The organism is Nocardioides sp. (assembly GCF_035703625.1).
Classification (GTDB): Bacteria; Actinomycetota; Actinomycetes; order Propionibacteriales; family Nocardioidaceae; genus Nocardioides.
In genome coordinates this window covers 1-9,907 of sequence record NZ_DASSXS010000302.1, presented here as the reverse complement: position 1 = coordinate 9,907, position 9,907 = coordinate 1, and the positions used below count along the sequence as shown (strand labels likewise).

Annotated in this window: 13 protein-coding genes and 2 tRNA genes; 7 read left to right on the top strand and 8 right to left on the bottom strand. The window is 71.3% G+C overall.

Annotated features, from left to right (window positions below):
• A partial coding sequence (locus tag VFN12_RS15990) for a hypothetical protein (RefSeq protein ID WP_325119748.1) occupies positions 1-455 on the top strand: 455 nt, incomplete at its 5' end.
• Between the two features lie 22 nt (positions 456-477).
• On the opposite strand, the gene VFN12_RS15985 is transcribed toward VFN12_RS15990, so the two are convergent.
• The 4 genes from VFN12_RS15985 to mobA are packed head-to-tail and all read right to left on the bottom strand — an operon-like array spanning position 478 to position 3,064.
• Positions 478-1,089 (bottom strand): bacterial proteasome activator family protein, encoded by a 612-nt coding sequence (locus VFN12_RS15985; RefSeq protein WP_325119747.1) that lies wholly within the window; start codon positions 1,087-1,089, stop codon positions 478-480.
• Positions 1,090-1,099: 10 nt separating this feature from the next.
• The gene (locus VFN12_RS15980) at positions 1,100-2,083 is read right to left on the bottom strand and encodes an NAD(P)H-quinone oxidoreductase (RefSeq protein WP_325119746.1); all 984 of its coding nucleotides are present in this window, start codon (positions 2,081-2,083) and stop codon (positions 1,100-1,102) included.
• 44 nt (positions 2,084-2,127) lie between these two features.
• Complete coding sequence (locus VFN12_RS15975) at positions 2,128-2,454, bottom strand: DUF6457 domain-containing protein (RefSeq protein ID WP_325119744.1); 327 nt, start codon at positions 2,452-2,454, stop codon at positions 2,128-2,130.
• A gap of 43 nt (positions 2,455-2,497) precedes the next feature.
• Complete coding sequence (gene mobA, locus VFN12_RS15970; RefSeq protein WP_325119743.1) at positions 2,498-3,064, bottom strand: molybdenum cofactor guanylyltransferase; 567 nt, start codon at positions 3,062-3,064, stop codon at positions 2,498-2,500.
• A 62-nt stretch (positions 3,065-3,126) separates the two neighbouring features.
• Here mobA and VFN12_RS15965 point away from each other — a divergent pair, with 62 nt between their 5' ends.
• The 3 genes from VFN12_RS15965 to VFN12_RS15955 all read left to right on the top strand — a co-directional run bounded on the left by VFN12_RS15965 (position 3,127) and on the right by VFN12_RS15955 (position 5,238).
• Positions 3,127-3,894 (top strand): carbon-nitrogen hydrolase family protein, encoded by a 768-nt coding sequence (locus VFN12_RS15965; protein ID WP_325119750.1) that lies wholly within the window; start codon positions 3,127-3,129, stop codon positions 3,892-3,894.
• Between the two features lie 11 nt (positions 3,895-3,905).
• Positions 3,906-4,946, top strand: a complete 1,041-nt coding sequence (locus VFN12_RS15960) for a hypothetical protein (RefSeq protein ID WP_325119742.1) — start codon at positions 3,906-3,908, stop codon at positions 4,944-4,946.
• Between the two features lie 64 nt (positions 4,947-5,010).
• Positions 5,011-5,238, top strand: coding sequence for a biotin/lipoyl-binding carrier protein (locus VFN12_RS15955; RefSeq protein ID WP_325119741.1), 228 nt, complete (start codon positions 5,011-5,013; stop codon positions 5,236-5,238).
• A 17-nt stretch (positions 5,239-5,255) separates the two neighbouring features.
• Here the strand turns inward: VFN12_RS15955 and VFN12_RS15950 are convergent.
• Positions 5,256-5,344 (bottom strand) — tRNA-Ser (locus tag VFN12_RS15950).
• Between the two features lie 66 nt (positions 5,345-5,410).
• Positions 5,411-5,782, bottom strand: coding sequence for a hypothetical protein (locus tag VFN12_RS15945; RefSeq protein ID WP_325119740.1), 372 nt, complete (start codon positions 5,780-5,782; stop codon positions 5,411-5,413).
• Positions 5,783-5,902: 120 nt separating this feature from the next.
• Between VFN12_RS15945 and VFN12_RS15940 the strand changes: the two genes are divergently transcribed.
• From VFN12_RS15940 to VFN12_RS15930, 3 genes are all read left to right on the top strand, one after another.
• A complete protein-coding gene (locus VFN12_RS15940) occupies positions 5,903-6,361 on the top strand; it encodes a hypothetical protein (protein ID WP_325119739.1) in 459 nt (152 codons plus the stop codon).
• A gap of 44 nt (positions 6,362-6,405) precedes the next feature.
• Positions 6,406-6,495 (top strand) — tRNA-Ser (locus VFN12_RS15935).
• A 200-nt stretch (positions 6,496-6,695) separates the two neighbouring features.
• Positions 6,696-6,833 (top strand): hypothetical protein, encoded by a 138-nt coding sequence (locus VFN12_RS15930; protein WP_325119737.1) that lies wholly within the window; start codon positions 6,696-6,698, stop codon positions 6,831-6,833.
• Positions 6,834-6,984: 151 nt separating this feature from the next.
• Here the strand turns inward: VFN12_RS15930 and VFN12_RS15925 are convergent, their stop codons facing one another.
• Together VFN12_RS15925 and VFN12_RS15920 are read right to left on the bottom strand one after the other, a co-directional pair.
• Complete coding sequence (locus VFN12_RS15925; RefSeq protein WP_325119736.1) at positions 6,985-7,998, bottom strand: LuxR family transcriptional regulator; 1,014 nt, start codon at positions 7,996-7,998, stop codon at positions 6,985-6,987.
• Between the two features lie 121 nt (positions 7,999-8,119).
• Positions 8,120-9,907: phosphoenolpyruvate carboxykinase (GTP) (locus VFN12_RS15920; RefSeq protein ID WP_325119735.1), on the bottom strand; the 1,788-nt coding region annotated here is incomplete at its 5' end.

Sequence of the window (9,907 nt, the reverse complement as noted above, 5' to 3'; positions counted from 1 at the left end):
AGGTGGCCCAGGCGGACCTGGTCTTCGTCGGTGAGGTGGAGAAGGTCGAGGCGCAGGGCAACGGCTTCCTCTACGAGATCGCCGCCTCCCGCGCCTACCAGGGCACGCCCGACCGGGAGACGCAGGTGCTCTCGGCCGGCGGCCGCGACGCGTGCGGCCTCGGGGAGCTCGACGTCGGCACGAGCTACGTGTTCTTCGCGGCCGGCACCGAGACGCCGTACGCCGCCGACGCCTGTGGCGGCACGAGCGTCGCGAACCCGACGAAGGTCGACAAGGTCGAGGCGCTGCTCGGCGCGGGCACCGCGGTCGAGCCGCCCCCGCCGCCGACCGCGCAGCGCACGCTGGTGGAGGACACCGCGCCCGCCGGATTCGCGCGTGCCGCCGCACCCGGCGCCGCCGCGGTGCTGGTCGGCCTCCTCGGCCTGGTGGTCGTACGCCGCCTGGCTCGCCGCTGACCGACCCGGTGTCGGGTGCCTGTCAGAGGTACATGCCGTTGGCGGGACCGCCGGAGTCGTCCGGCCGGTCCCCGCTCGGCATGTTCGGCATGCCGACGGGCTGACCCTGCCCCTGGTGGCCGCCCTGGCCCATCGGGAGGGCGCGACGGATCTGCTCGAGCTGGGCGCGCGAGGCGACCTGCTGGGCGTAGATCGCGGTCTGGATGCCGTGGAAGAGCCCCTCGAGCCAGCCGACGAGCTGTGCCTGCGCGATCCGGAGCTCGCTGTCGGAGGGAGTGCCCTCGGTGAACGGGAGCGACAGCCGCTCCAGCTCCTCGACCAGCTCCGGCGCCAGTCCGGCCTCGAGCTCCTTGATGGACGCGCGGTGGATCTCCTTGAGCCGGTTGCGGCTGGCCTCGTCGAGGGGAGCCGCCTTCACCTCTTCGAGCAGCTGGCGGATCATGCTGCCGATCCGCATCACCTTCGCGGGCTGCTCGACCAGGTCGGTCACGGCGAGCTCGCCGTCGGCGTCGTCCCCACCCCCGGCGGTGGCCTCGGCGAGCACGCTGGCCGGGAGGGTGCCCATCGGCTGCCCGTCGGGTCCGACGACCACCACCTGCTGCTCCTCTGCGCCTTGGGAGGCCTTCTCGTCCATGGCGCCCAGACTACGCATCGGTGGTGAGCAGGATCTTGCCCACGTTCTCGCCCGCCTCCATGAGCGCGTGCGCGTCGCCGGCGGCGGAGAGGGGCAGCGTGGTGTGCACGATCGGCCGGATCCGTCCGTCGGCGACCAGTGGCCACACGTGCTCGGCGACCGCGGCACAGATCGAGGCCTTCTCCGCTACGGGGCGAGACCTCAGCGCGGTGGCGACCACCGCGCCCCGCTTGCGCAGGAGGACGCTGATGTCGAGCTCGCCCTTGGTGCCGCCCTGCATGCCGATGATCACCAGCCGCCCCTCGGTGGCCAGCGCCTCCACGTTGCGCCCGAGGTAGGAGGCGCCCATGTTGTCCAGGATCACGTCGGCGCCGTGCCCGTCGGTGGCCTCGCGGACCGATGCCACGAAGTCGTCCTCGCGGTAGTTGATCGCCACGTCGGCGCCCAGCTCGGTGCAGATCGCGAGCTTCTCCGCGGAGCCCGCGGTGGTGAGCACCTGTGCCCCCAGGGCGGAGGCCAGCTGGATGGCGAACGTGCCGATCCCTCCGGCCCCGCCGTGGACCAGCAGGCGCTCGTCGGGCTGTAGCCCGGCGACCATGAAGACGTTGGACCACACCGTGCAGGCGACCTCGGGGAGGGCGGCCGCGGTGACCAGGTCGACGCCGTCCGGGACGGACATCACCTGCCCGGCCGGGACGCACACCCGGGTCGCGTAACCGCCGCCGGCGAGCAGGGCGCACACCTGGTCGCCGACCTGCCACGGCCCGGCCTCCGACCCCACGGCGGACACGGTGCCGCTGCACTCGAGGCCGATGACCTCCGAAGCCCCCGGCGGAGGAGGGTAGAAGCCCTGGCGCTGGAGCAGGTCGGCCCGGTTGACGGCGGTCGCTGCCACGTCGATGACGACCTCGCCGGTCGCGGGCTCCGGGTCTGGCTGGTCGGTCAGGGTCAGGACGTCAGGGCCACCGGGTTCGGAGACGGTCACGGCACGCATGGCAGGCAGCCTAGGCCGAGCCCCTCCGCGCCACGGCGGTCGGTTCAGCGGACGAACTCGTCGGTGCTGTGGTCGACGAGGCTGTCGTCCGGGATCGGGTCGTCGACGTCGTCCGGGTCGGGCGCGTCCGCGGGTCGGTCCCATCCCTCCGCGAGCACCTGGGCCCTGGCCGCGAGGCCTTCGACCGTGGACGGGTCGGCTCCCTGGGATCCGGCGGCGAGGCCCAGCAGGTACGTCGTCACCGGCGCGGCGACCCGCTCGACCTGGTGGGCGCAGGTCCGGGCCAGGTCGAGGATCAGTCCCTCGTCGACCTCGGCCTCCTCGATCTCGAGCACGTCGCACAGCTCGTCGATCCAGTCGTGAAGGTTCACAGGTCCAGAGTTGCCACTCAACGCCTCCGCCGCAACCCCCTGGCTAGCCCTTGGGTGGGTCTCCGAGATCGCGAAGGTCCGCCCAGGTGTCGACGTCGGTCGCCTCGCCCGGGCCGGCGGCGACGGAGCCCAGGTCGAGCGGGGCCAGGAGGCGGTGCAGGGCCATGCCCGATGCCTCCCCGGGCCGGACCCGGTCGAGGGCTGCGAGCTCGACGACGCCCGCCAGCGCGCGGCGACCCGAGTCGTCGGCGAGGAAGGACCCGTCCCGTCCCGCGGCGGCGGTCACGAGGCGCTCGAAGGTGGCCGTGCGGACCCGCGGCATGTCGACGGCCAGGACGGCGAGGTAGTCGGGACGGGTCAGGAGGGCGTCGCGACCGGCCAGCAGCGCCGCTGCCGGCCCGCCCCGGGGCGGGTCCTCGCGCACGAACGTCACCGGGCGCGACGTCGGCACCGCGTCGCCGACCACGACGACCTCGACCGCCCCGGCGACCGCGGCGAGGGCGTGCTCGAGCAGGGTGCGGCCGTCGTACTCGACCCCGGCCTTGTCGACGCCGTCCATGCGGACGGCGGTCCCTCCGGCGAGGATCACGGCGGCGTAGTCGACGGCCATCCCGGCAGTCTGGCACCGCCTCGCCGGGTGTGCCGAGGAGGACGTGGCAGGCTGGGGCCGTGATGCAGGTGGCAGTGGTGCAGCAGGCGTCCGACCTCGAACCGGAGGTCAACCGGGTCCGTCTCGCGGAGCTCGCCCCCCACGACACCGACCTCGTGGTCTTTCCGGAGGCCTTCGCCCGGGACTTCGGCGAGGCCGGCTCCGACGTCAGCGCGTACGCCGAGCCGTCCGACGGCGCGTTCGCGAGCGAGGTCGGGCGGGTCGCCGACGACCGTGGGACGACCGTGGTTGCCGGGATGTTCGAGCGCAGCGACGACCCGGCCCGGCCGTTCAACACCCTCGTCGTCCGTGGCGCCGTCTCGGCGGACTACCGCAAGGTCCACCTCTACGACTCCTTCGGCTACCGCGAGTCGGACCGGCTGACCGCCGGGCCGCTCTCCGACCCTCCCGGAGGATCCCTGGTGAAGGTCGGGGGCTTCACGCTCGGCCTGATGACCTGCTACGACCTCCGCTTCCCCGAGCTGGCCCGCCTCCTGGTGGCCGCGGGCGCCGAGGTGCTCGTCGTCCCCGCAGCCTGGGTCGCGGGGCCGCGAAAGGTCGACCACTGGCGCACGTTGCTGCGCGCCCGGGCGATCGAGAACACCGTCTTCGTCGTCGGCGCCGCGCAGCCGGCTCCCCGCTACAGCGGTCACTCGATGGTGGTCGACCCGCTCGGTGAGGTGCTGTGCGAGGCCGGCGAGGGCAACGAGGTCCTCGGCGCCACGCTCGACAGGGACGTGCTCGAGGAGGCCCGGCGGACCAATCCGTCACTGGCCAATCGGCGACTGTAGCCTTCCTCAGCGTGCCCCACACCGCGCCGCGACGACGAGCCGTGCGGCAGACCCCGTGGACCCGGGCGCGAGCGCGGGCCGGGGGGCTGCTGGGGAGCACGCTGCCGGCGATGGTCGCCACGCTCGTGGCCCTGGGTGGCGCCGGGGCCCTGATCGCCGCGACGCTCGGTTTCGGTCCCCACTACCTCGGGCAGGCGGGATCGGTGGCCGTCGCGACCGCCTATGCGTGGGGGCTCTCCGCGCGCGTCGGAGGCCGCCCGTGGGTGTTCGGTGCGGCCACCCTGGCGATGGGCTCGGCGGTGGTGTGGCTGGATCGTGGCTTCCTGACGACCGGCGCCGCGGTCATGACCGGGGTCCTGAGTGCCGTCCTGGCGGTGATGCTGACCGTCCCCGCCGTGACGGCTCTCCGTGTCATCCGTGAGGTCATGGTGGCGACCGTCATCGCGGCCGTCGGCGCCCTGGCCGTGGTCGGGCTCGAGCCGACGGTCTCGCTGCCGCGGTTCGAGTACACGACCCTCGTGCTCGCGCTCGTCAGCGCGCTGGGCCTGGTGCACCGGCTCGGTGCCGGGCTGCACGGCCTGAGCCGTCGGGGTGTCCTGACCGTCGCGGTCGGAGGCCTCGTCCTCGCCGTCACGCTCGCGTACGGCGAGCTGCTGCGTCGCTACGGCACGCCCGAGCTGGTCGAGGGACTGCTCGAGATGGTGCGCTGGTCCCGCGACAACCTCGGGGCCTTCCCGCGACCCCTCGAGGCGGTGCTCGGGGTCCCGGCGCTGACCTGGGGCATCCACATGCGTGCCCGCCGGGCCCAGGGCTGGTGGGTGTGCTCGTTCGGGGTCGCGGCGACGGCGCCCATCGCGACCAGCCTGGTCAACACGTCGGTCTCGGTCCTGGAGTCGTCGCTCGCGGTCCTCTACGGCATCGTTGTGGGCCTCGTGATCGGGTTCGTGCTGATCCGGGTCGACCTCTTGCTCAGCGGCACCGGACGGCGGCGCGGGACCAACACCCAGGCCGAGGTCCGCCCGGAGCCGGCCCGGAACCGCCCGCTGCTGTAGGACGGCTCGCGGCACCGGTCGTCCGGTTCCGGGTACGCGCCGGTAACGGCTAGGTTCTGCTTCCATGGCGCGCGAACAGCTGACCGAGATCATCGCGGAGATGGTGGCCAACGTGATGGCGGTCGAGGTCGCCCCCGGCGACCCCGTCGCGGTCGGTCAGACCGTCTGCCTGCTGGAGTCGATGAAGATGGAGATTCCGGTCATCGCCGAGCACGAGGGAACCGTGCGGTCGGTCAAGGTGGGCCCCGGCGACGTCGTACAGGAGGGTGACGTCCTGATCGTGCTGGGGTGACGCAGGGGTCTGACGAGCAGAGGGGGCGGGATTCGAACCCGCGGCTGACATCTCTGCCAGCGACCGCTTTCAAGGCGGTTCCGATCGGCCACTCCGGCACCCCTCCGAGCCGTCCGGGACGGCACGGAGCAGTGTACGGGCGGGCCGGGCCGCCCCAGAACCTGCTCGGGACCTACTCGGACCCGCCGAGCTCGAGCTCCACCTCGTCGTAGGCGAGGTCGTGCAGCCGCTGCACGTGGTGGGAGATGTCCACCAGCAACCGCTTGAGGTCGGTCCGGATCCGGTCGACCTCGGGACTCTCGAGGACGGCCGGGCCCATGGCGGCCAGCCGGGCCAGCAGCGTGTTGCGCTCCCGCAGCATCGCTCCGCCGCGTGCGGCCAGCCAGCCGTCGGACCAGTGCTCGCCCTCGGCGACGAGGCTGTCGCGGACGCCGGCCATCCGCTGCCGCACGACCCAGCGCCAGTTGCCGCCGGGGATGCCCTCCCGGTGTGGGGCGTCCAGGGCTTGCTGAAGGTGCAGGAGTGCATTGGACGTCGCGGTCATGGTGACCTCCGGATGGCGGGGCTCCGGTGGATCCGGGGAGTCTGTTGATTTTGCCGCCCCGCGGGGCCGGGCGGCAACCCCTGTGAGCTCGCGAATGTGCTGTCTTGTTCAATCATCCCCATGTCGTCCGACTATCGGCTCGCACCAGGCATCGGCGCCCGACTGCTGGGGTCCGCCCTGGTCGGGCTCGCCGTCCTGGTCTTCGTGGTCACGCTGATGGCGGCCCTGCTGGACCTGTCGGCGTGGTTCGTGGGGGTCGTGGCGGCGCTGGGGCTCCTCGGCGTGCTGGTCGCCGGCTACCTGGTCACCAGGCGCGGGTACGTCGTGCGCCTGGAGGACGACGGCTACCGGGTCCGTCTGGTGCGTGGCGCCGGGGTCCGCACGGCCCGTTGGTCCGAGGTCGAGGACGCGGTCGCCGCGACTCCGCGGGGAGTCCCCTGTCTGGTCCTGCGGCTCCGGGACGGACGGACCACGACCATCCCGGTCCAGGTGCTGGCCGCGGACCGGGACGAGTTCGCCCGCGACGTGCAGGCGCACCTCGAGCGCAGTGTGGGCGGGACCGCCACAGGTCCGACCTGATTCGGCAACTTCGGCACGCTGCTTGTAGCCTGTGCGGGCTGTCTGGAGGCGTCGCCTAGTCCGGTTTATGGCGCCCGCCTGCTAAGCGGGTTGAGGGTGATCCCCTCTCGCGGGTTCAAATCCCGCCGCCTCCGCTCCTGCCCTCCCCGGACCCGTCCGGGGAGGGTTCGTGCCTCCGGCGGAACTTCTGCGGCGGCGCGCCGTGCAGAACTGCATAAAATTGCATTGCAACTTTATGATGCAGCGTTTCGCTGACGGCGACGGATCGGGTGGCTCAGACTAAAGGCCTTGGATGGGCACCCCGGATCCATCCACGGACATAAAGGCGGAGACAATGAGGATCGCAACCAAGGTTGGCATCGTGCTGGCCACAGTCGGCATCACGATCGGCCTGGCCGGGACCCCCGCGCACGCGGCGAAGGACAGCGGCTGGCCCAAGGGCGGCGACTACAGCGCCAAGTACATTCCCTGATCGACTCCAGGTGTGAGACCGGGGCTGACCTCCCCCCACGCGCGTCAGCCTCCAGCGCCATCCCCAGGCCGGTCTCAGCCGCACGAGGGCAGTGACGTCGACGTCACTGCCCTCGTGCTATTTGCAGCGTCTTCTCGAGTGGCCCCGTCGTTCACTCGTCCTGGGGCTCCTGCCCGGATTCTTGGTGCTCGTTGCCCGACACTCCGAGCGTGCCCATGGTGTAGCCGAGCTGGAAGCGGGTGTCCGCTTCGTACTCCTCCTTGAGGTCGGCCACGTAGCCGGCGTAGGTGCGGGCGCTGACTCCCAGCCGCTTGGCGCTGACGGGGTCGCTGTGGCCCTCGATCAGCATCCGGATGGTCATCGCCCGTTGCTCTCCCGCGATGCCCGACATCGTCGAGGACTTCTGGCTCATGGTGAACGGGCGGGCCCGTTCCCACGTGCGCTCGAAGATGTCGGCGAGGTAGGCGACGATCGACGGCTCGCGGATCACCATCGCGCTGCGGACGTCCTCCCGTCCCGGGATCACCGCGATCCTGCGGTCGACGATGATCATCCGGTTGAAGAACTCGTCGAGCGTGCGCACCTCCGCTCCCAGCTCGGTGACCGCTGCGACGTACTTGCGGGTGACCGCGTGCCGCCGCGCGCTGTGCTGGTAGAGGGTGCGGATCTTCATCCCACGTTCGAGCAGGGCGGTGTCACGGACCGCGGCCGCCGCGAGGGCCTTGCGGTTGCGGCCGGTCTGCGGCTGGGCGGTCAGCATCTCGACCTCGCAGTCGGCCACCATGCCGGCGATGAAGGGGTCGATCGCCTCGTTGTGCACCAGCGTGAACGGCCCGCGGCCGGTGTCGGGTGAGCGACGCCAGACCTGCGCCAGCGACGCGAAGGTCTGGGCCCACTGCGACGACTCGTCCAGCAGCCGGGCGCCCTCCTGGCCCAGCGGCGCCACCACGCGGGACTGGACGGCGCCGGGGTCGACCGCGTGGAAGGCGCCCCCCTCGTGGTCAGGGCTGATCAGCCCGAGGCCGAGGAGCAGGTCGAAGGCACGGCGCTCGGTGACCATGCGGGGGTCGCCCTCCTGCAGCCCGCCCTCCGCGACGATCTCCTCGTAGAGCTTCGCGGCGTCGGACCGCAGCAGGTCGCGGTCGTCGGGACCGAAGCTGCGCACGCGGGTGAACCCCTCTCCTTGACCCCCGACCCAGATGATCCCACAAGTGGGGATGCGAGAAGGCCCCTTCCGCAGGAGCGAAAGGGGCCTTCTCGTGTGCCCTTGTCGTGGGCCGGTGGGATCAGGCGCCGAGCCGGGCCCGGAGCCCGTCGAGCTCGGTCCACAGGACCGCCGGCAGGTCGTCGCCGAACTTCTCGAACCACTCCTGGATCTGGGGCAGCTCGGCGCGCCACTCCTCGACGTCGACCTCGAGCGCAGCCGCGAGCTGCTCCTCGGCGAGGTCGAGGCCGTCGGTGTCGAGGGCGCCGGTGTCGGGGACGTGACCGATCGGGGTCTCGACCGCGGCCGCCTGCCCGTCGATGCGCTCCACGATCCACTTCAGGACCCGGCTGTTCTCGCCGAAGCCCGGCCAGAGGAAGTCGCCCTCGTCATCGCGGCGGAACCAGTTGACGTAGAAGATCCGCGGGAGCTTGGCGGCGTCGTTGTCCTTGCCCACCGAGATCCAGTGGTTGAAGTAGTCGCCCGCGTTGTAGCCGATGAACGGCAGCATCGCCATCGGGTCGCGTCGCACCACGCCCACCTGGCCGACGGCCGCGGCGGTCGTCTCCGACGAGAGGGTCGCGCCCAGGAAGGTGCCGTGGGTCCAGTCACGGGCCTCGAAGACCAGGGGAACCGTGGTCTTGCGGCGACCACCGAACAGGATCGCGTCGATCGGGACGCCCCGCGGGTCGTCGTACTCCTCGGCGAGGATGTCGCACTGCTTGATCGGGGTGCAGTAGCGGCTGTTGGGGTGGCTGCTCAGCTCGCCGGAGTCCGGCGTCCAGGGCTGTCCCTTCCAGGACGTCGCCTTGTCCGGGGTGTTCTCGAGGCCCTCCCACCAGATGTCGCCGTCCTCGGTGAGCGCGACGTTGGTGAAGACCGAGTTGCCCTTGTTGATGGTCTTCATCGCGTTGGGGTTGGTGTGCTCGTTGGTGCCGGGGGCGACGCCGAAGAAGCCGTACTCGGGGTTGACCGCCCACAGGCGCCCGTCCTCGCCGATGCGCATCCAGGCGATGTCGTCACCCAGCGTCTCGACCTTCCAGCCGGGGATGGTCGGCGCCAGCATGGCGAGGTTGGTCTTGCCGCAGGCACTCGGGAACGCGGCGGCGATGTACTTGACCACGTTGTCGGGGCTGGTGAGCTTGAGGATCAGCATGTGCTCGGCCAGCCAGCCCTCGTCGCGCGCCATGACGCTGGCGATGCGCAGGGCGTAGCACTTCTTGCCGAGCAGCGAGTTCCCGCCGTACCCGGAGCCGTAGGACCAGATGGCCCGCTCCTCGGGGAACTGGACGATGTACTTGGTGTCGCTGCAGGGCCACGGGACGTCGTCCTGGCCGTCCTCCAGCGGCATGCCGACGGAGTGGAGGGCGGGGACGAAGTTCACCTCAGCTCCGGCCGCGTCGAGCTCCTCCATGCGCTCCAGCACGTGGGAGCCCATCCGCGACATCACGCGCATCGAGGCGGTGACGTAGGCGGAGTCGGTGATCTCCACGCCGAACATCGGCTTCTCGGCCTCGAGGTGACCCATGACGAACGGGATGACGTACATCGTGCGACCTCGCATGCAGCCCTCGTAGAGCTTGCGCATGATCGCCTTCATCTCATCGGGCGCCATCCAGTTGTTGGTGGGCCCCGCGTCCTTCTCGTCGACCGAGCAGATGTAGGTGCGGTCCTCCACGCGCGCCACGTCCGTCGGGTCGGTCGCCGCGTGGAAGGAGTTCGGCTTGAGCTGGGGGTTGAGCTGGGTGAAGGTCCCCGATGCGACCAGCGAGCGGGTCAGCTCCGACCACTCCTCGTCGGACCCGGTGCACCAGTGGATCCGGTCCGGCCGCGTCATGGCGGCGACCTCGTTGACGAAGTCGAGGATGCC

What these genes read in the sequence shown, in the direction of transcription:
- VFN12_RS15985 (WP_325119747.1), bottom strand. Translation starts at nt 1,089, where the DNA reads ATGGACGAGAAGGCCTCCCAAGGCGCAGAGGAGCAGCAGGTGGTGGTC.
- VFN12_RS15980 (WP_325119746.1), bottom strand. Translation starts at nt 2,083, where the DNA reads ATGCGTGCCGTGACCGTCTCCGAACCCGGTGGCCCTGACGTCCTGACC.
- mobA (WP_325119743.1), bottom strand. Translation starts at nt 3,064, where the DNA reads ATGGCCGTCGACTACGCCGCCGTGATCCTCGCCGGAGGGACCGCCGTC.
- VFN12_RS15965 (WP_325119750.1), top strand. Translation starts at nt 3,127, where the DNA reads ATGCAGGTGGCAGTGGTGCAGCAGGCGTCCGACCTCGAACCGGAGGTC.
- VFN12_RS15955 (WP_325119741.1), top strand. Translation starts at nt 5,011, where the DNA reads ATGGCGCGCGAACAGCTGACCGAGATCATCGCGGAGATGGTGGCCAAC.
- VFN12_RS15945 (WP_325119740.1), bottom strand. Translation starts at nt 5,782, where the DNA reads ATGACCGCGACGTCCAATGCACTCCTGCACCTTCAGCAAGCCCTGGAC.
- VFN12_RS15940 (WP_325119739.1), top strand. Translation starts at nt 5,903, where the DNA reads ATGTCGTCCGACTATCGGCTCGCACCAGGCATCGGCGCCCGACTGCTG.
- VFN12_RS15930 (WP_325119737.1), top strand. Translation starts at nt 6,696, where the DNA reads ATGAGGATCGCAACCAAGGTTGGCATCGTGCTGGCCACAGTCGGCATC.